This is a genomic window from Cytobacillus sp. C11.1 (assembly GCF_058145115.1).
This window is the reverse complement of the sequence record NZ_CM176935.1, coordinates 4,145,338-4,164,650: the sequence shown is the minus strand read 5'-3', so window position 1 is coordinate 4,164,650 and position 19,313 is coordinate 4,145,338. Positions and strand designations below refer to the sequence as shown.

The following is a 19,313-nucleotide window of genomic DNA, read 5'->3' as shown; positions in this document are numbered from 1 at the left end:
CAACAGGGGGTGACGAGATGGGGAAAATCATACAGCTGGATGACTCGCTTTCAAATAAAATTGCTGCCGGTGAGGTGGTAGAGCGGCCTGCATCAGTAGTTAAAGAATTGATGGAGAACTCGATTGATGCCGGGAGCACAATAATTGAAATTGAAGTAGAAGAAGCTGGCCTGGCAAAAATCCGGATCATTGATAACGGCGACGGAATTGAAGAGGATGATGTCCTTAATGCATTTCATCGCCATGCCACAAGTAAAATAAAAGATGAAAATGACCTTTTCCGCATCCGCACGCTCGGATTCCGCGGCGAGGCATTGCCGAGTATTGCGTCCGTTTCGCGGATCGAAATGAAAACCTCGACTGGCGAAGCCGGCACACGCCTGGTCACTGAAGGCGGAAAAGTAGAGGTGATGGAAAAAGCGCCTGGCAGAAAAGGGACCGATCTCACCGTGACTGATTTATTTTTCAACACGCCGGCCCGTCTGAAATATATGAAGACGATCCACACCGAGCTTGGCAATATAACCGATGTGGTGAACCGGCTGGCGCTTGCCCATCCAGAGGTCGCCATCCGCCTGATTCATAATGACCGCAAGCTCCTGCAGACGAACGGGAACGGCGATGTCCGCCAGGTGCTTGCAGCGATTTATGGGCTGAACATCGTAAAAAAGATGGTTCCAATTGAAGCGAGCTCGCTTGATTTTAAAATAAGCGGCTATGCAGCATTGCCGGAGATTACAAGAGCATCACGCAATTATATCTCCACTATGATTAACGGACGTTTTATAAAAAATTATTCACTGGCAAAGGCCATTCAGGAGGGATATCATACCCTCTTGCCAATTGGCCGCTATCCGATCGTCCTGTTGAATATTGAAATGGATCCGCTTCTTGTTGATGTCAATGTCCATCCTTCCAAGATGGAAGTACGGTTAAGCAAGGAGCATGAATTGAATGAGCTTGTATCAAGTGCACTTAAGGCTGCTTTTAAAAAGGAAGAGCTGATTCCGTCCGGGTTTACGCAGCCGAAGAGCATGAAGCCAAAGTCGGAGCAGACTGCTTTGGAGCTGGATCACTTGCCGGAGAAAGAAGAACGGAAAATCTCTGCATCTTCTTATGTTCGTGAAACGAGTGAAGAAGCTGTTCCGGAAAGCACTTCGCGGAGCTTTTCTCTTAAAACTGAGGTACCCCACACTGCTCAGCTTAGCCAGAGAAGTTTTTCCCCTTCGCCTTTTGTTCCTGAAGGTGATTCTGTTCAGGAAGATCCGCGCGAGGATCGTGTTTCTTCAGCAGTAGAATATCCAAAAGAAGATCAGCATTTGTTCCAGAAAGAAGAGCCAAGGGCCGCAGGTTTAAATCCGTTTTTTGCCGAGTCTCCTAATGAGCAGGAACCATCCCGGGTTCCGCCGCTCTATCCGATCGGGCAAATGCATGGGACCTATATTTTTGCCCAAAACGATAGAGGCCTTTATATCATCGACCAGCACGCTGCCCAGGAACGGATTAAGTACGAGTACTTCAAAGAAAAAGTCAGCCAGGTTGAAAGCGAATTGCAGGAAATGCTCATACCCCTGACGTTCGAATACTCAACTGACGATTATATAAAAATAGATGAACACAAAGTTGAACTTGAAAAAGTCGGCGTGTTTCTGGAGCCGTTTGGCCATAACAGCTTTATCGTCCGATCCCATCCGCAATGGCTGCCAAAAGGCGAGGAGCAGGAAATCATTGAGGATATGATTGAACAGCTATTAGCGATGAAGAGAGTCGATATTAAAAAGCTGCGAGAGGAAGCTGCGATCATGATGAGCTGCAAAGCTTCTATTAAAGCGAACCAGCACCTGCGCAATGATGAAATTCAAGCACTGCTGGATGAATTGCGCCGGACATCTGATCCGTTCACATGCCCGCATGGCCGCCCGATTATTATTCATTACTCTACTTATGAAATGGAGAAAATGTTCAAGAGGGTAATGTAAAGAGACGCTGAGCCCAAAAGGGTTTGGCGTTTTTTTATATAGCTGAACAATAATTATATTATGTAAACAAAGGTAGGCACTATTCTGTTCGATAAGTGCCGATGAGAAGCGAATTCCCCATCTGATCGGCACAATTAACCCGACTAATTCCGGTGAAAACCAATATTAAACGGCACTTTCCCTTCCGATTGGCTCCTGCTTCTCCTTTTATCTAACAACGACTAGTGCTCAAAATAAATAAGCACCCATTTTGCAAAATGGATGCTCCTTATTTAAATTATCTTACCAATGTATGAAGTTTATCAATATACTTTAATGCAACCCCGGTACCAACCGCTACAGATTCAAGCGGGTTTGGAGCGAGGTGCACAGGTACGACGATTTCTTGTGATAGCCAATCCTGCATGCCATTAAGCAGGGCACCTCCGCCTGATAAGATTACGCCGCGGTCAACAATGTCACCACTCAGTTCAGCAGGGCTGTCTTCTAAAGTAGCACGGATTGCTTCAAGAATATGAAGGAGAGCTTCCTTCATTGCATCGCGAACCTCATATGAAGACAATGTGATTGTTTTTGGTAAACCAGTCACAAGGTCCCGGCCGCGCACTTCCATTGTCAATTCCTCATGGTCGACTAATGCATAGCCAATTTCCATTTTAACCTGTTCAGCGGTCCTTTCACCAATAAGGACATTGTATTCTTTGCGTACATGCTGAATGATGTCGTCATCAAGTCTGTCGCCGCCGATGCGGATGGAGTGGCAGGCCACAACGCCGCCAAAGGAGATGATGGCCACTTCTGTTGAACCGCCGCCAATATCTACAACGACGTTTGCGACTGGCTCATCAACGGGCATGCCTGCACCAATTGCAGCTGCAACCGGTTCTTCAATAAGATGGACCTTTTTTGCACCAGCATTTCGCACTGCGTCCTGGATCGCTCTTCTTTCAACAGAGGTAGAGCCAGAAGGAGTACATACAACCACGTTAGGCTTTCTGATTGCAAATCCGACTTTTTTCGATGCTTTTCGCATGACTTGGCGAAGCATTTCTGTCGTTGTATCATAATCTGCAATTACCCCATCTTTAAGAGGACGGATCGCGACAATTCGTCCTGGAGTTTTACCGATCATTTCTTTGGCTTCTTTACCAACTGCTAACACTTTTTTCGTTTCTGTGTCAATTGCAACAACAGAAGGTTCGTTTAAGATAATCCCTTTTGTTTTACTATATACAAGAATGTTTGCTGTTCCTAAATCAATACCAATTTCAGATGTATTTATCATGAATTATTCACCTATTTCCAATTTATAAAGTCACAATATAGCCTTCTAATAAATTAACATGAATATGGGGGCCAACCTCTGTTTGTTATGGAATCGTTAAAAAAATGTAATCTTTCATGAAAATTTTAGGAAACTTGTCGAATAAGAAGGGTAAAATCTGACTATACTGCTTAGATGTTCTGTTTTTATCAAGAATGGTAAAATGATACCTGAAAAATTTTCCTGCATTATGGTAGGATAGTAAATAGAACGGCAGTAAAGGCAGTGAACAGATGAGCGAAAAAGAAAAGCTTGTAGTGCTGATTGGCCCTACAGCAGTTGGTAAAACAAAATTAAGCATTCTCCTTGCAAAAAGGTTTAATGCTGAAATTATCAGCGGCGATTCCATGCAGATATATAAGAGTATGGATATAGGCACCGCCAAGATTACAAAAGAAGAAATGGAAGGTATTCCACATCACCTAATTGATATTAAAAATCCGGAAGACCCTTTTTCCGCGGCAGAGTTCCAGGAGCTTGTCCGAAGCAAAATTTCTGAAATCACTTCAAGAGGCAAACTTCCAATGATCGTCGGGGGCACGGGATTATATATTCAATCAGTCATTTACGATTATCAATTTTCTGATGCTCCTTCAGATGACGATTTCAGAAAGAAGCTGGAAGAACGCGCGGAAGGGGAAGGGAACGAAGCTCTTTATAAAGAGCTGATGGAAATTGACCCGGAAAGCGGAAGCAAAATCCATCCCAACAATATCCGCAGGGTGATCCGAGCGCTTGAGATCTATCATTGTACCGGAAAAACGATGTCGGATTATCAGGAGAATCAGAATCCTGAACTTCTTTATGATACCGCGCTGATCGGGCTAACGATGGATCGGGAAAAGTTGTATGAACGCATTAATCTGCGTGTGGATATCATGATGAAGGATGGTTTGCGGGAAGAGGTTAAATCCCTTTATAAACAGGGTTTAAAGGATTGCCAGTCCATTCAGGCCATCGGGTACAAAGAGCTTTATGAATACTTCAATGGGCGTGTTTCGCTAGAGGACGCTTTAGGAAATCTGAAGCAAAATTCACGAAGATATGCAAAAAGACAGCTAACCTGGTTTCGAAACAAGATGAATGTGGAATGGTTTGATATGTCCGATACAGCAGACCCTCAAGAGTTTGAAAAAAAATTCGCTGAAATTTCTGCTCTTATTGAAGGAAAGCTGAAAATAAAATCGAATACATAATGATAGAGATAAAAGAGGAGGATTATTATGAAATCAGCAATCAATATTCAAGATCAGGTTCTTAACCAGCTACGCAAGGACAATACAAACTGCACCGTGTTCCTTTTAAACGGATTCCAAATTAGAGGCTGTATTAAAGGCTTTGATAATTTCACTGTTTTATTTGAGTCTGAAGGCAAGCAGCAGCTGGTATATAAGCATGCTATTTCTACATTCGTACCACAGCGCAATGTTCAGCTGGACTTAGATAACCAGCAATAATATACCCAGTTTCAAAAAGAAGGCCTGCTTCGATGGAAGCAGGCTATTTTTATTTTTCCAATAGCAGTTAAAGTTAAAAACCTTTAATGAAATGCTTATAGCTTGAATACATATAGATATGGGAATTTATCGCTGTTATGAGGCAGACCTCTAGTTCCAGGCTCAAAGGGCTTCATTTCCCTTTATCCCGCATGAACGGGCAGTAAATCTCCCAATTTGGTGTTTGAGGCCAAAGAGAATGCTAAGTGTGGGGCAATGCCCGAAAAGCCCGATGATCAGAACTCGGGCTAAAGACGCCACGTCCATATGGCGACGTCTGAGTGACTAGCATCCTGAGAGACTTAACTAATCAGCAGACAGATTGAAGTTTCATCTTATTTCTCGGGAAACCGCACAAAACGACATCCTCGAATCAATCATTGCTGAAAAGAGCGGGAATTTGTCGTTAATTAGCCTTATAACCGTAATCTGACGGAAACATATAGGCTTTTGTCACAAAGGTTACTTCTAAGCGTATACTGTGCCTAAGAATGTGAGGTGATAGCTTTTGGACCAGCCGATTCGCTTGAAAAATAACGGTCAAATCAGCATCGTACTAAATTCACAGAAGCGAAAAACATACACAAAAGAACTTCCAGAATCTCAAGTGGTTCCAAAGACCATTCCGCCTGAGCATGCAGCCCTGAAAGAAATCGAGGAAGAACTTGGCGCTCTTGTAGGAATGGAAGAGATGAAGAAGATGATAAAAGAAATTTATGCTTGGATTTATGTTAATAAAAAGCGGGAAGAAGCCGGCCTGAAAGCAGGAAAACAAGCACTCCATATGATGTTTAAAGGAAATCCGGGAACTGGGAAAACAACGGTTGCCCGATTAATAGGAAAACTTTTTCAAAAAATGAATGTGTTATCAAAAGGGCATCTGATTGAAGCCGAGAGGGCGGATCTCGTTGGAGAATATATTGGGCATACTGCTCAAAAGACAAGGGATCTGGTGAAAAAATCGATAGGGGGCATCCTGTTCATCGATGAAGCTTATTCATTAGGCAGGGGCGGGGAAAAGGATTTCGGCAAGGAAGCGATCGACACACTTGTGAAGCATATGGAGGACCGCCAGCATGAGTTCATCCTGATCCTGGCGGGGTATTCCAGGGAAATGGATTATTTCCTTACTTTAAATCCAGGTCTCCACTCCCGTTTTCCGCTGGTGGTTGATTTCCCGGACTACTCTATCGAACAGCTAATGGAAATTGGCCAGAGAATGCTAAAAGAGCGAGAATACACATTAAGTCATGAATCTGAAAAGAAGCTTCGGGAGCACTTGTTTTATGTTAAAAATACTCTAAGTCCGAATAGCTTTTCAAATGGACGCTATATCCGCAATATTATTGAAAAGTCAATCCGTACACAGGCTATGCGCCTCCTTATGCAAAACAGTTATGACCGCCATGATTTAATGACAATAAGAAGCAATGATTTAGTGTTTGAGGAAGATGATTAAGGGAACAGTAATCAATAAAAAGACAGTGTCATACAGTGTTGACATTGTTTTTTTACTAAGTTAAAATACCATTAGGGGTATTTAAAGAGGCGATTTAGAGGAGGAATATAAAAATGAACGATATTACAGTCTACACAACCAATACATGTCCTTATTGCACAATGGTGAAAAACTTCCTGGATGAGCAAGGATTATCTTACAAAGAGGTAAACGTCCAGCAAGACCAAAGAGCTGCGCAAAAGCTGGTTGAAACTACTGGCCAAATGGGCGTACCGCAAATCAATGTTAACGGCAAATGGGTACTTGGATTCGACCCAAACAACATTATGGCAAACATAAAGCAATAATTTAAAGAAAATGGCCTGTTCACTTGGTGAGCAGGCTCTTTTTTGAGCGGTATTTGTGAACTTTACGAATAAACGGTGATAATTAGCGAACAAAAGGTACGAATTTACGAATAAAACGTAAGATTTAGCGAATAAACAGGCAAAACTTACGAACAAATGGTGGAATCTTGCGAATAAATGGAGTTTCAATACCGGTGGGGGTTAATGGATTCCTGAACATAAAAAAAACCGAAATTTTATCAAAATTTAGGCTGGGAATCAACAATAAGCTGTAACCCAGCCAAAAATAAAAAGCATCGGCGCGAAACCGATACTTTTCTTTATCTTTATCTGGTTCCCAGACTCTTGACCGGAAGCTTCCATTTGTAGGTGTAGGATAATACCCTTAACGCAGTAATAATGATAAACAAGGAATATAATTCAAATGAAGAGACCGCGATTCCCAACCCGATCGCTGCTCCGCATAGGATGGCCCAGACAGCATAAATTTCTGATTTCAATACCAGCGGATTTCTGCGTGCAAGCAGGTCGCGGATGATTCCGCCGCCACTGCCTGTTAAAACTGCAGCTACAATAACTGCGCTTAATGGATGGTTCATTTCAGTTGCATAAAGTGCTCCTTGAATAGCAAATGCGGATAACCCGATTGCATCAAAGAAATTGCCCCATCTTTGCCAGTGTTTAAGCAGGTTATTTGGGAAAAGCATTACTGCTGTGATGGATAAAAGTGCAATTTGAAAAAATAACCCCTGTTCCCAAAGGGCAGAGACCGGTACGCCTATTAATAAATTCCGGATGGCTCCTCCGCCGAAAGCGGTGACGATTCCTAGAATGTATATACCTAAAATATCGTATTCTTCTTCCATGGCAACAATTGCGCCGCTGACCGCGAAGGCAATGGTACCAATCATACTTAAAACTTCCCATGTCATATACCATTTCTCCTCTTGATGAAAATCTCACATTCTATATCATTTAAACCTTATTAATATAGGTATATTCTTTCAAACAATATGATTTTAACATGGAAAAAAAGAAATACAATACTTTTGTTTAAGACTGTATAGCTTTTTTAAAACTGTGTAAAATCTGTTTATTAATTTAATCTCAAGAAGCCTGATTTCCGCCGGTGGCCAGAGCGTGGGGTCTCCCTATGATCCGCACTCCCGCAGGACAATGAATAAACATCCGTGAAAACACACCTCATGAAGGAAATGCGAACACATTTTCAAAGGACTCGTGCTTTCCGGACCAATCGAACGTGATGCTCAGTCAAACTTGAGCTTTAAAAACGGCCTTTTTATAAAGCTGCAAAAGGATTAACGAAGAGGTAAAAATTAGTATTGGCAAAATTTTTTTGATATGATGTTATCAATCAGAAAGCAGAGGCAAAGCTGATCGGAACGATTTGCTTCCCAGCTTTTCTAATACACATATGAAAGAGGGATGCTGATTGGAACAAAAGCCAGAATATGAAAAAGTAATTCTTGTCGGCTGCCATACAGAAGAAGATGACCAGCGGTTTGAATATTCCATGGAGGAATTGGAGTCCTTGACGGAGACCGCCAATGGAAAAGTTTTAGCTTCCGTTACACAAAAAAGAGAACGGATTCATCCGTCTACATATATAGGAAAAGGAAAAGTGGAGGAATTGGCTGCACTCCAGGAGGAAATGGAAGCAGATATCATCATTTTTAATGATGAGCTTTCACCAAGCCAGGTTCGCAATCTTTCGTCAGACCTGGATGCCAGGATTATTGACCGTACACAGCTAATTTTGGATATCTTCGCACAAAGAGCCCGTTCCAAAGAGGGTAAGCTGCAGGTTGAATTGGCTCAGCTTCAATATCTGCTTCCTCGTCTGTCCGGACAGGGTATCCAGCTTTCAAGGCTTGGCGGGGGAATTGGCACAAGAGGTCCGGGTGAGACGAAACTGGAATCTGACCGCCGCCATATCCGCCGCAGAATCGACGATATTAAGACGCAGCTGTCTGTCATCGTTCAGCACCGCGACAGATACCGTGAAAGAAGGAAGAAAAATAAAGCCTTCCAAATTGCCCTTGTCGGTTATACGAATGCAGGCAAATCAACCATTTTTAACAGACTTTCAGAAGCTGAATCATATGAAGAAAACCAGCTGTTTGCTACGCTTGACCCGATGACGCGCAAGCTAATTTTGCCTAGCGGTTTTATGACACTTGTGACGGATACAGTTGGGTTTATTCAGGACCTGCCAACAACTTTGATCGCTGCCTTCCGCTCAACTCTTGAAGAGGTGAAGGAGGCAGATCTCCTTCTGCATGTTGTGGATATGTCCAATCCGGACTATTTCCAGCACGAGCAGACAGTCAATAAACTAATAGAAGATTTGGAAAATGATAAAATTCCGCAATTGACGGTATATAATAAAAGAGATTTAAGGCATCCTGATTTTGTTCCGACAGCTAAAACCGAAACCATCCAAATAAGTGCCTTCGAGGAAGAGGACCGCAATGATTTAAAGCGGAAAATTGAGCAAATGATTCTGGGGATGATGAAGCACTATCATGTTGAAGTGCCTTCAACAGAAGGGAAGCTTCTTTCCCAGCTCAAGAATGAAACCATTATGCGCGAATTAAGCTTCCATGAAGAAAAGGAATTATATGTTTGCAAAGGCTACTATCTTGAGGATCATGCAATTTCAGGGCCTTTAACGAAATATACCGTATAGTTAGGAGAACACCATGTTTCAACAGTTATCACAGGGGGAAAAGCTCCAGCCAATTGTAAAAGAAGTGGAGCAACAAATTTCAGAAGTACTGCAAAGCATAGACCAGCGAATTGATGACAATCAATTCCGCGTTTTAAACAGCTTCCAAAATTATAAAGTAAGCGATTCGCATTTCACTCCATCGACAGGCTACGGATATGATGATATCGGCCGAGATACGCTTGAAGAGATATATGCAGAAGTGTTTGGCGGGGAAGCCGGCCTGGTTCGGCCGCAAATCATTTCGGGCACACATGCCATTTCCATTGCCCTTTTTGGGGTACTGCGACCGGGTGACGAATTGCTATATATAACCGGCAAGCCATACGACACATTAGAAGAGATTGTCGGGATTCGTGGAACTGGGAACGGCTCATTAAAAGAATTTGGCATAGGCTACAATAGCGTGCCGTTAACCCAAGAGGGAAGCATCGATTACCCAGCCGTGCAAAGTGCAATCAAGCCGAATACAAAAATGATTGGCATTCAGCGCTCCAAAGGGTATGCGACCAGGCCTTCTTTTACAATTGAACAAATTAATGAGATGATCAGATTTGTAAAAGAAATTAAGCCTGACGCAGTAGTCTTTATAGACAATTGCTATGGGGAGTTTGTGGAAGACCGGGAGCCATGCCATGTTGGAGCTGACCTGATGGCAGGGTCGCTCATTAAAAACCCAGGCGGCGGCATTGCCAAGACGGGCGGCTATATTGTCGGGAAAAAGCAATGGGTCGAGGCCTGCTCATACCGGATGACTTCACCTGGAATAGGGGCGGAAGCCGGTGCATCCCTATACAGCCTTCAGGAAATGTACCAGGGCTTCTTCCTGGCTCCGCATGTGGTTGGCCAGGCACTTAAAGGAGCGGTTTTTACCGCAGCGATGCTTGAGCGCCTTGGCATGAATTCCTATCCAAAATGGAATAGCAAAAGAACCGACCTTATTCAGTCCGTTCAATTTGATGACAAAGATAAAATGGTAGCATTTTGCCAGGCGATTCAATTTGCCTCTCCTGTCAATTCCCATGTCACAGCTTACCCGGCATACATGCCTGGCTATGAAAATGATGTCATCATGGCTGCAGGTACATTTATCCAGGGAGCCAGCATTGAATTAACGGCTGACGGGCCAATCAGACCCCCATATGTAGCGTATGTGCAGGGCGGGCTGACGTATTCGCATGTGAAGATGGCAGTCTGCATTGCATTAAACCGTTTACTGGAAAAAGGTTTAATTGAAATAGAATAGGTGAATATAAAGAAGGACAGCTACCTAGTTAGTTGTCCTTTTCTATTTGAAAATTTTTGTTATTAAGCATGGAAATTATATAAAAAAACAAAAACAAAAATTTTTTGAAAAAAACATGTAATAAAAGCTAACATCCAGTTGACAGATTATCTTACATTACATATAATAATCACAAGAAGTAATGAAAAGGGGGAGAAATAGTTGACTGGAAGTGAAATTCGACGTTCCATGCCGCTTTTCCCAATTGGTACTGTCATGCAGCTAACCGATCTGACCGCGAGGCAGATACGCTACTATGAAGAGCACCAATTAATTTCTCCAGCTAGAACTGACGGAAATAGAAGACTTTTTTCCTTAAACGATATTGATGTACTTTTGGAGATTAAAGACTTAATCGACCAGGGTGTCAACATGGCCGGGATCAAACAGCTATTTTTCGTAAAAGAACAGCAAGCAATATCAGATAATATGAAGAAGCAAGAAGATAAAGCGAGACGCGATCTTTCTGATGAAGAAATCCGGAAACTCCTTCGCAAAGAAATTGTGCAGGCTGGCCGATTCAATCGTTCATCACTGCGTCAAGGCAACATGCACCGCTTTTTCCATTAATAAATAAAAAACACTCATGTAAATTTAAGGGAGGAAATACCATTGGCTAAGTTCACTAAAGACGATATTAAACGCATTGCAGAAGAAGAAAACGTAAAATTTGTCCGTTTACAGTTTACGGATATTCTAGGAACAATTAAAAACGTTGAAATTCCAATCAGCCAGCTTGAAAAAGCGCTTGATAACAAAATGATGTTTGACGGATCTTCTATCGAAGGCTTCGTACGTATTGAAGAATCAGATATGAATTTATATCCTGACCTTGATACATGGGTGGTATTCCCTTGGACAGCGGAAAAAGGAAAAGTTGCGCGTTTGATCTGTGATATCTACAATCCGGATGGAACTCCATTCCTAGGTGACCCTCGCAGCAATTTAAAACGTATTCTAGGTGAAATGGAAGAGTTAGGCTTCACAGATTTCAATCTTGGACCTGAACCAGAATTCTTTTTATTCAAGCTTGATCCTGCTGGAGAGCCGACTCTAGAGCTAAATGATAACGGCGGATACTTCGACCTTGCACCAACAGACCTTGGTGAAAACTGCCGCCGCGACATAGTGCTTGAACTTGAAGAAATGGGCTTTGAGATTGAAGCTTCCCACCATGAGGTTGCTCCTGGCCAGCACGAAATCGATTTTAAATATGCAGATGCTTTAACAGCATGTGATCAAATCCAGACGTTCAAGCTTGTTGTTAAAACAATTGCCCGCAAGCACGGCCTGCATGCGACATTTATGCCAAAACCACTATTCGGTGTGAACGGTTCTGGTATGCACTGTAACGTTTCATTATTCAAGGATGGAAAAAATGCATTCTTCAACGAAACTGGCGATCTTCAACTTAGTGATGACGCACGTCACTTTATCGCAGGCATCATCAATCATGCTACAGCATTTACAGCAGTAACAAACCCAATCGTTAACTCTTATAAGCGTTTGGTTCCTGGCTATGAAGCACCTTGCTATGTTGCATGGTCTGCTCAAAACCGTTCACCGCTTATCCGTATTCCGGCTTCCCGCGGCATAAGTACTCGTGTTGAGGTCCGCAGTGTTGACCCTGCTGCGAACCCATACCTTGCTATGGCTGTGTTATTAAAAGCTGGACTTGATGGAATCAAGAACAAATTGACTCCTCCAGCACCAGTTGACCGCAACATCTATGTAATGAACAAGCAAGAGCGTGTAGAAGAAGGGATCAAGGATCTTCCAGCAACATTGGCAGCTGCCCTTGAAGAACTTAAAAATGACGAAGTAATCGTTTCTGCTCTTGGCGATCATATTTTCGAACACTTCATTGAAGCAAAAGAAATCGAGTGGGATATGTTCCGTACGCAAGTGCATCCATGGGAGCGCGAGCAGTATCTGAGCATGTATTAATAATCAGTCAAGCCTTGGCCTCAGTGCCGAGGCTTTTTTGTGCGGTTAAGCTTGAGTGGTGATTTCCGTTCACTGAGCTCGCGTTCCGCGGTCGGTCTGACGCTCCTAGGTGCATTCGCGTCTGTGGTCTCCCGTTGACACGCTTCTCGCAGGGGTCAATGAATTATACATCCCCGAATAAATACCACATGAAGAATATGCGAGTGCGTTTTCACTCCTCAAGCTACAAAACGCAGTGCCATTAACAACAAACTTTAATATAGCCTAATATATAAAAAATCCATCACTGAATGATGGATTTGCAGTTCGGACAGGTGATAACCTTTTCCGGTTTGAATTTTATTTTTTTAAGATCCTTTTTGGTGAAAGTTGTAAAGGCATTGTATGTAAATCCGCATACACAGCTGTTTTGATCCTTTACGATGTGCACCAAGTTCGACTCCTTGCTAAGCACTGTTGGATAAATCATTTTTCACCCTTCTCATAGCTGATTTAGGCAAATTGTTCTGGTATGAATTGTCTTATAAGCAGCCCGGCTGCCATGACTTTAATCGTTTTAGGCCCGTGGCTTTGCGTCTCCCACTTTCATGGAATTTGCCCAGATGAAATAATATCATAAATTGGCGGAAAAATCATACTTTACCGGGATTTGTAATACAAACGCAAAACAGTTTAATGCAGTCACACAAAAAACCCCGTTCGATGAAGAACGAGGTTTTGTCTATATGAACTCTTTCTGCCAATCTCTATTCTTTATGTCTGATCTTTAAGAAATCGAGACATGTCAGCAGTGCATCTCCTCCAAATCCTGCAATAACCGAAAGGAGTACAATCTTTAAGGTAGAGTCAGGATCTGAAGATACGACCAAAAAAACAGCCGCTAAAGCCCCCATGATTACTTCTTCCAAGACCCCCAGGTAGATGAATTTCTTTGTCCTCCGGGGTTTTACCATTTTGCCTTCTTTCCGAATATGTCCAACGACACCGACCAGCCCACCAATCAACAAAGCGAAGGTAATGTTCAAAAACATATTTTCTTCACACTCCTAAAGTCGAGATTTTGGACAAGCGACCTTAGGTTGATTCTCGGTGTATTACCATTATATAGGGAGATGGTATAAATTAGTATGCATAAAAATACCGAATTTTCTGAAAATAAAATAGTTAAACTTTACTGTAACTTCCTTCCAAGTAAGAAGTAACTGGTACTATCGTATGATTTTATTCATAGGATCAGGTAATAAGAACTGTATATAATCAGTATTTTTCAAAAAATAAAAAGCAAACATAAATGCTTGCTTTTTGAAAGTCTATTAATGAATATGTCGATATACTCCAATTACCTTGCCAAGGATGGATACATTTCGAAGGATAATAGGTTCCATCGTAGAATTTTCAGGCTGGAGGCGAACATAATCTTTCTCCTTGAAAAATCGTTTAACGGTCGCTTCGTCTTCTTCAGTCATGGCAACAACAATATCTCCGTTATTAGCTGTGCTTTGCTGCTTAACGATTACATAGTCACCATCCAGAATTCCAGCCTCAATCATACTTTCTCCCATAATTTCAAGCATGAATACATGCTCGTCAGCTGGAGCCAGCCTTTCTGGGAGAGGGAAGTATTCCTCCACATTTTCAATCGCGGTAATCGGCTGGCCGGCAGTAACCTTACCAACGATCGGCACGTTTACTGCGCTAACTTTTGGAATGTGCGAAGACTCGTCCAAATCTAAAATTTCAATGGCACGCGGCTTAGTAGGGTCCCTGCGGATCAAACCTTTGCTTTCGAGCCTTGCGAGATGGCCGTGGACAGTAGAGCTGGAAGCAAGCCCAACTGCTTCTCCTATCTCTCTAACAGAAGGCGGGTAGCCTCTTAGTTTTACTTCTTCTTTTATAAATTCCAATATATCTTGCTGCCTTTTTGATAATTTCACCATCTTTAACGCACCTCGTATGATTTTCTTTGTCTTTATTATAGCATCAATTACCAGGTGATACAAACATAAGTTCGAATTTTCGTTGACATCAAACAAGTGTTCGGTCTATAATAAAAACATCAAATGCGAACATATATTCTAACAGAGGTGTTTAATAATGTTGAAAAAATTGTGGGATTCTTATTCTTATGCTATTATTCTATTCATTTTAAGCTTGGCAGCATCATTAATATTAGTTTTGCAAATGGAAACGCCGGATAGTGAAAAGTTTGTTAAAGTTACTGTATCTGAAGGTGACTCCCTTTGGGAAATCGCTGAAGATTTCTCAGCTGAACATTCACTGTCAGCAGATGAATTTATTAACTGGGTAGAACAAAACAATGGAATTGCCGGAGGAAGAATATTTCCAGGTGATGAAATTGTTATCCCTGTTAAAGCTGCGGAAGGGCAGCCATTTACCGAGCTTGCCAGTTCTGAACTCAAATAGTTAAAGGAGAAATTATGAAAGCAATTATATACTGCAGGGTAAGCACAACTAAAGAAACGCAGGAAACCTCTCTCTCCAGACAGGAAGAGGAGCTATTGAACCTGGCAAAAGAGAATGGTTTTGAAGTGGTGAAAGTTATTCGCGACCAGGCGAGCGGATACGATTTAGAAAGAGACGGGATACTTGAGCTTCTGGATTTAATAAAAGAAAAGGATATTAATGTAGTTCTGATCCAGGATGAGACACGGCTTGGGCGCGGCAATGCCAAGATTGCCATCCTCCATTGTATCTTTAAAGAAGAGGTCCAGCTTTACAGCATTTCCAACTACGGCAAGCTTCAGCTATCGGAATCGGACTCCATGGTATTGAGCATTGTCGGAATGGTAGAAGAGTATCAAAGAAAGCTTCATAATATTAAAATTAAACGGGGTATGCAAAGAGCGGTAGAAAAAGGATACCATCCTGAGAAAAATCTTAGTAATCAAGGAGTCAATGCCGGCAGGGAAAGGATCGAAGTCCCAATCGATGAAATTGTCCGGCTTCGAAAAAACGATCTCACCTTCGCCGAAATCGCAGCAACGTTAAGGGGATTCGGCTACAATATATCAAAAGCAACCGTACATAGAAGATATAAAGAATATGTTGATTCATTAGCAGAGTAGAGCACTTTTCTTGTCAAAAGTGCTCTTTTTTAGTATGATGGCATTTGAGTTTCAATATTTATAATTGGTGAAACTTGTAGTGTAACCAAACTTTCTTTTAGATTATCCAAAGGTTAACTTTTGATATAAAGGAGCTTAAGCATGCTGCCAAAAGAAAAACTTGCTCGAATTAACGCACTGGCAAAGAAGGCGAAAGAATCCCGTTTAACAGAAGAAGAAGCGAAGGAGCAATCTTCACTCCGCAGAGAATATTTGGAGACATTCCGCTCTTCGATGTTAAATACGTTAAAAGGCGTAACGGTCGTTGATCCTAAGGGCAATGACGTAACCCCTAAAAAACTGAAAGATCTTCAAAATAAAAACCGCCTTCATTAATATCATAATTGCAAGGGATACACATTCAGTTGTATTCCTTCTTTTAATAGAAAGCGGAGATGACCACCTTGGCATAATTTGCCGGCTATCTCCGCTTTTCTTTACATATGCCGGGTCTTTTTGTGTCAAAATAGTAACAAACCGGCTTTTTTTGTCTTTTTCCTGACCCAATTGGTTGTGAAAAAAACAGACACCCGATAATATAAATAGAGTAAGAATTACTCTCGAAAGGATGTATTGAATGTTTAATCAAACAGATGAACTATCCATCAGTTCCATTCGTACTTTATCAATCGACGCCATTGAAAAGGCGAATTCCGGCCATCCAGGCATGCCAATGGGAGCTGCGCCAATGGCTTATACACTTTGGACACGCTTCATGAACCACAATCCTAAAAACCCAGAATGGTTCAACCGTGACCGTTTCGTCCTTTCAGCGGGACATGGATCCATGTTATTATATAGCCTTTTACATTTATCAGGTTATGATGTATCAATGGAAGATATTAAGCAGTTCAGACAATGGGGAAGCAAGACTCCTGGCCACCCGGAATTCGGGCACACTCCTGGTGTAGATGCAACAACTGGCCCATTAGGACAGGGTATTGCAATGGCGGTTGGTATGGCTATGGCTGAACGCCACCTGGCTGCAACGTACAATAAAGACAATTATAATTTGGTTGATCACTATACATATAGCATTTGCGGAGATGGAGACCTTATGGAAGGTGTTTCTGCGGAAGCTGCCTCACTTGCAGGCCATTTAAAGCTTGGAAGACTAGTTGTTCTTTATGATTCAAATGATATTTCACTTGATGGAGATTTGGATAAATCCTTCTCTGAGAGTGTAGAACAGCGCTTCAAGTCTTATGGCTGGCAGTACATAAGAGTTGAAGACGGCAATGACCTTCATGAAATCGCTAAAGCGATCGAGGAAGCGAAACAAGACGAAGATCGTCCAACTATGATTGAAGTAAAAACAGTAATCGGCTACGGTTCTCCTAATAAATCAGGTAAGTCGGATGTTCACGGCGCTCCGCTTGGTGCTGATGAACTTAAATTGACTAAAGAAGCTTATAAGTGGACTTTTGAAGAGGACTTCCATGTACCACAAGAAGTATACGATCACTTCAAACAGCAAGTAGCAGAGAATGGTGCTAAAAAGCAGCAGGAATGGGAAGACCTTTTCGCACAGTACAAAGAAAAGCATCCTGAACTTGGCCTGCAATTGGAGCAGGCAATCAAAGGCGAGCTTTCTGAAGGATGGGATAAAGATATTCCTGTTTATGAAGAAGGAAAGAGCCTTGCAAGCCGCGCTTCCTCTGGAGAAGCATTAAATGCAATCGCACAAAACCTTCCTTCATTCTTTGGCGGATCTGCTGACCTTGCAGGATCCAACAAAACAATGATCAAAGGCACTGGCGACTTTACATCGGAATCATTTGAAGGCCGCAATATCTGGTTCGGTGTCCGTGAATTTGCTATGGGTGCTGCATTAAATGGGATGGCCCTTCATGGCGGATTAAAAGTATTCGGAGGAACATTCTTCGTATTCTCTGATTACCTTCGCCCGGCAATCCGTTTGGCTGCACTAATGAATCTGCCTGTCACGTATGTATTTACACATGACAGTATTGCAGTTGGCGAAGACGGTCCTACACATGAGCCTGTAGAACAGCTTGCTGCCTTGCGCGCTATGCCAAACATTTCTGTTGTCCGCCCTGCTGACGGAAACGAAACAGCAGCTGCTTGGAAAACAGCAATCGAATCAACAAACAAGCCAACTGCTTTAGTATTGACTCGCCAAAACCTTCCTACATTAAAAGGAACAGATTCAGCGGCATACGAAGGCGTTAAGAAAGGTGCTTATGTTGTTTCACCGGCTTCAAATGACAAAGCAGATGTACTATTGCTTGCTGCTGGATCAGAAGTTAGCCTGGCTGTTGAAGCAAAAAAAGCGCTTGAAGGCGAAGGCATCCATGCATCTGTAGTCAGCATGCCTGCTTGGGACCGCTTCGAAGCTCAATCCAAAGAATACAAAGAAAGCGTCATTCCAAAGGATGTCAAGAAGAGACTTGCCATCGAAATGGGATCTTCTCTTGGCTGGCACCGCTACGCTGGAGACGAAGGCGATGTTCTTGCCATCGATACATTTGGTGCCTCTGCACCAGGCGAAAAGATCATGGAAGAATACGGCTTCACAGTAGACAATGTGGTTGCACGCGTAAAAGCATTGCTGCAAGACTAATAAATGACTTTACAGGGAGAGCTGAAAAGCTCTTCCTTTTTTCGATCTAGGCTGGACTTTGTTCATGCAGACTATATTTGGAGGATGACAGTGAGAATTGTCGCCATGGATTGTTTATAGCGACCAACTTGGTAGGAAGCCAGAGAATATGGTCGTCAAAGATTGGTTATGGCGACTCAATTGGGAAGAAGCCAGAGAATTTGGTCGTCATAAAGCGTTCATGGCGACCAAATTGGGAAGAAGACAAGGAAAATGGTCGTCATAGAGTGCTTATGGCGACCATATTGGAAAGAAGCCAATGAAAATGGTCGTCATAGAGCATTTATGGCAACCATAATGGTAAGAAGCTAGAGAATATGGTCGTCAAAAAGTGTTTATAGCGACCATAATGATAAGAAGACAAGGAAAATGGTCGTCATAGAGCGTTTATGGCGACCATAATGGTAAGAAGCCAGAGAATATGGTCGTCAAAAAGTGTTTATGGCGACCATAATGGTAAGAAGCCAGAGAATATGGTCGTCAAAAAGTGTTTATAGCGACCATAATGATAAGAAGCCAAAGAAAATGGTCGTCAAAAAGTGTTTATAGCAACCATAATGATAAGAAGCCAAAGAAAATGGTCGTCAAAGAGCGCTCATGGCAACCAAAATGGTAAGAAGATAAAGAAAATCGTCGTCATAGAGCCTTCATGAAGCCCAAATTGGTAAGAAGCCAAAGCATCTGGTCGTCAAAGAAGATATACCATAATACAAAGCAGCAATTTTAATATCCCGAAGAAAGAGTATACTGAGAAAAAATCACAGTATTCCCCACTAAACAGGATTATCCGATATTAAAACAGGGAAAAAGCTAAAATAAATGTAAATTTTTATGCACTTAATAAAGAAGTCGAAACATCAGTAAAGAATGTTAATCTCCCACTAAGAATCCTCATAATGTTCCCATTCGACAAAATTAGTGATAGTTTTTGACATCTTCAGACAGATTCCTTACCTTTGTTTCCTTATAATTGAAAGAA

General features: G+C 42.1%; 18 protein-coding genes and 1 riboswitch. Of the genes, 13 read left to right on the top strand and 5 right to left on the bottom strand.

All coding sequences use genetic code 11. The annotated features are described in order from the left end of the window. Positions 1 to 17: 17 nt before the first annotated feature. Positions 18 to 1,979, top strand: a complete 1,962-nt coding sequence (gene mutL / locus AC3ZVC_RS20595; RefSeq protein WP_490065025.1) for a DNA mismatch repair endonuclease MutL — start codon at positions 18 to 20, stop codon at positions 1,977 to 1,979. 277 nt (positions 1,980 to 2,256) lie between these two features. Here the strand turns inward: mutL and mreBH are convergent, their stop codons facing one another. Continuing rightward, entirely contained in the window at positions 2,257 to 3,264 is a 1,008-nt protein-coding gene (gene mreBH / locus AC3ZVC_RS20590; RefSeq protein WP_144542576.1) for a rod-share determining protein MreBH, read from the bottom strand. A gap of 272 nt (positions 3,265 to 3,536) precedes the next feature. Between mreBH and miaA the strand changes: the two genes are divergently transcribed. The 4 genes from miaA (at position 3,537) to AC3ZVC_RS20570 (ending at position 6,605) form a co-directional block, all read left to right on the top strand. Continuing rightward, positions 3,537 to 4,499, top strand: coding sequence for a tRNA (adenosine(37)-N6)-dimethylallyltransferase MiaA (miaA, locus tag AC3ZVC_RS20585; RefSeq protein ID WP_490065024.1), 963 nt, complete (start codon positions 3,537 to 3,539; stop codon positions 4,497 to 4,499). Between the two features lie 27 nt (positions 4,500 to 4,526). Beyond that, a complete protein-coding gene (hfq, locus tag AC3ZVC_RS20580; protein ID WP_214729075.1) occupies positions 4,527 to 4,760 on the top strand; it encodes an RNA chaperone Hfq in 234 nt (77 codons plus the stop codon). A 547-nt stretch (positions 4,761 to 5,307) separates the two neighbouring features. After that, complete coding sequence (spoVK, locus tag AC3ZVC_RS20575; RefSeq protein WP_490065023.1) at positions 5,308 to 6,258, top strand: stage V sporulation protein K; 951 nt, start codon at positions 5,308 to 5,310, stop codon at positions 6,256 to 6,258. 113 nt (positions 6,259 to 6,371) lie between these two features. Continuing rightward, complete coding sequence (locus AC3ZVC_RS20570) at positions 6,372 to 6,605, top strand: glutaredoxin family protein (RefSeq protein WP_214729069.1); 234 nt, start codon at positions 6,372 to 6,374, stop codon at positions 6,603 to 6,605. A gap of 326 nt (positions 6,606 to 6,931) precedes the next feature. Here the strand turns inward: AC3ZVC_RS20570 and AC3ZVC_RS20565 are convergent, their stop codons facing one another. After that, positions 6,932 to 7,537 carry a trimeric intracellular cation channel family protein gene (locus AC3ZVC_RS20565; protein ID WP_490065022.1) on the bottom strand — a complete coding sequence of 202 codons (606 nt, stop codon included), beginning with the start codon at positions 7,535 to 7,537 and terminating at the stop codon, positions 6,932 to 6,934. A 521-nt stretch (positions 7,538 to 8,058) separates the two neighbouring features. Between AC3ZVC_RS20565 and hflX the strand changes: the two genes are divergently transcribed. The 4 genes from hflX (at position 8,059) to glnA (ending at position 12,586) form a co-directional block, all read left to right on the top strand. Further along, entirely contained in the window at positions 8,059 to 9,315 is a 1,257-nt protein-coding gene (hflX, locus tag AC3ZVC_RS20560; RefSeq protein ID WP_490065021.1) for a GTPase HflX, read from the top strand. A gap of 13 nt (positions 9,316 to 9,328) precedes the next feature. After that, entirely contained in the window at positions 9,329 to 10,600 is a 1,272-nt protein-coding gene (locus tag AC3ZVC_RS20555) for a methionine gamma-lyase family protein (protein ID WP_490065020.1), read from the top strand. A gap of 201 nt (positions 10,601 to 10,801) precedes the next feature. Next, positions 10,802 to 11,209, top strand: coding sequence for a MerR family transcriptional regulator (locus tag AC3ZVC_RS20550; protein WP_285289094.1), 408 nt, complete (start codon positions 10,802 to 10,804; stop codon positions 11,207 to 11,209). Positions 11,210 to 11,251: 42 nt separating this feature from the next. Further along, positions 11,252 to 12,586: a type I glutamate--ammonia ligase gene (gene glnA / locus AC3ZVC_RS20545; RefSeq protein ID WP_490065019.1), complete on the top strand. Its 1,335-nt coding sequence runs from the start codon at positions 11,252 to 11,254 to the stop codon at positions 12,584 to 12,586. A gap of 283 nt (positions 12,587 to 12,869) precedes the next feature. On the opposite strand, the gene AC3ZVC_RS20540 is transcribed toward glnA, so the two are convergent. The 3 genes from AC3ZVC_RS20540 to lexA all read right to left on the bottom strand — a co-directional run bounded on the left by AC3ZVC_RS20540 (position 12,870) and on the right by lexA (position 14,523). Continuing rightward, on the bottom strand, positions 12,870 to 13,055 hold the full coding sequence (locus tag AC3ZVC_RS20540; protein ID WP_214729058.1) for a hypothetical protein: 186 nt from the start codon (positions 13,053 to 13,055) through the stop codon (positions 12,870 to 12,872). Positions 13,056 to 13,109: 54 nt separating this feature from the next. Next, positions 13,110 to 13,195, bottom strand: a riboswitch (cyclic di-GMP riboswitch). A gap of 137 nt (positions 13,196 to 13,332) precedes the next feature. Next, positions 13,333 to 13,617: a DUF4257 domain-containing protein gene (locus tag AC3ZVC_RS20535; protein WP_214729056.1), complete on the bottom strand. Its 285-nt coding sequence runs from the start codon at positions 13,615 to 13,617 to the stop codon at positions 13,333 to 13,335. 282 nt (positions 13,618 to 13,899) lie between these two features. After that, on the bottom strand, positions 13,900 to 14,523 hold the full coding sequence (lexA, locus tag AC3ZVC_RS20530; RefSeq protein ID WP_110067950.1) for a transcriptional repressor LexA: 624 nt from the start codon (positions 14,521 to 14,523) through the stop codon (positions 13,900 to 13,902). A 157-nt stretch (positions 14,524 to 14,680) separates the two neighbouring features. On the opposite strand from lexA, the gene yneA reads away from it, so the two are divergent. The 4 genes from yneA to tkt all read left to right on the top strand — a co-directional run bounded on the left by yneA (position 14,681) and on the right by tkt (position 18,295). Then, on the top strand, positions 14,681 to 15,010 hold the full coding sequence (yneA, locus tag AC3ZVC_RS20525; RefSeq protein WP_490065018.1) for a cell division suppressor protein YneA: 330 nt from the start codon (positions 14,681 to 14,683) through the stop codon (positions 15,008 to 15,010). A 14-nt stretch (positions 15,011 to 15,024) separates the two neighbouring features. Beyond that, positions 15,025 to 15,672: a YneB family resolvase-like protein gene (locus tag AC3ZVC_RS20520; RefSeq protein ID WP_490065017.1), complete on the top strand. Its 648-nt coding sequence runs from the start codon at positions 15,025 to 15,027 to the stop codon at positions 15,670 to 15,672. A 141-nt stretch (positions 15,673 to 15,813) separates the two neighbouring features. Further along, complete coding sequence (locus tag AC3ZVC_RS20515) at positions 15,814 to 16,047, top strand: DUF896 domain-containing protein (RefSeq protein WP_214729049.1); 234 nt, start codon at positions 15,814 to 15,816, stop codon at positions 16,045 to 16,047. 241 nt (positions 16,048 to 16,288) lie between these two features. After that, the gene (gene tkt, locus AC3ZVC_RS20510) at positions 16,289 to 18,295 is read left to right on the top strand and encodes a transketolase (RefSeq protein ID WP_490065016.1); all 2,007 of its coding nucleotides are present in this window, start codon (positions 16,289 to 16,291) and stop codon (positions 18,293 to 18,295) included. Positions 18,296 to 19,313 lie beyond the last annotated feature (1,018 nt).

Bases quoted from the DNA above. Each gene is read 5' to 3' on its own strand.
- miaA (WP_490065024.1), top strand. From the start codon at position 3,537: ATGAGCGAAAAAGAAAAGCTTGTAGTGCTGATTGGCCCTACAGCAGTT.
- hfq (WP_214729075.1), top strand. From the start codon at position 4,527: ATGAAATCAGCAATCAATATTCAAGATCAGGTTCTTAACCAGCTACGC.
- mutL (WP_490065025.1), top strand. From the start codon at position 18: ATGGGGAAAATCATACAGCTGGATGACTCGCTTTCAAATAAAATTGCT.
- AC3ZVC_RS20535 (WP_214729056.1), bottom strand. From the start codon at position 13,617: ATGTTTTTGAACATTACCTTCGCTTTGTTGATTGGTGGGCTGGTCGGT.
- AC3ZVC_RS20570 (WP_214729069.1), top strand. From the start codon at position 6,372: ATGAACGATATTACAGTCTACACAACCAATACATGTCCTTATTGCACA.
- AC3ZVC_RS20540 (WP_214729058.1), bottom strand. From the start codon at position 13,055: ATGATTTATCCAACAGTGCTTAGCAAGGAGTCGAACTTGGTGCACATC.
- lexA (WP_110067950.1), bottom strand. From the start codon at position 14,523: ATGGTGAAATTATCAAAAAGGCAGCAAGATATATTGGAATTTATAAAA.
- yneA (WP_490065018.1), top strand. From the start codon at position 14,681: ATGTTGAAAAAATTGTGGGATTCTTATTCTTATGCTATTATTCTATTC.
- AC3ZVC_RS20520 (WP_490065017.1), top strand. From the start codon at position 15,025: ATGAAAGCAATTATATACTGCAGGGTAAGCACAACTAAAGAAACGCAG.
- AC3ZVC_RS20515 (WP_214729049.1), top strand. From the start codon at position 15,814: ATGCTGCCAAAAGAAAAACTTGCTCGAATTAACGCACTGGCAAAGAAG.
- AC3ZVC_RS20555 (WP_490065020.1), top strand. From the start codon at position 9,329: ATGTTTCAACAGTTATCACAGGGGGAAAAGCTCCAGCCAATTGTAAAA.
- mreBH (WP_144542576.1), bottom strand. From the start codon at position 3,264: ATGATAAATACATCTGAAATTGGTATTGATTTAGGAACAGCAAACATT.
- AC3ZVC_RS20565 (WP_490065022.1), bottom strand. From the start codon at position 7,537: ATGACATGGGAAGTTTTAAGTATGATTGGTACCATTGCCTTCGCGGTC.
- tkt (WP_490065016.1), top strand. From the start codon at position 16,289: ATGTTTAATCAAACAGATGAACTATCCATCAGTTCCATTCGTACTTTA.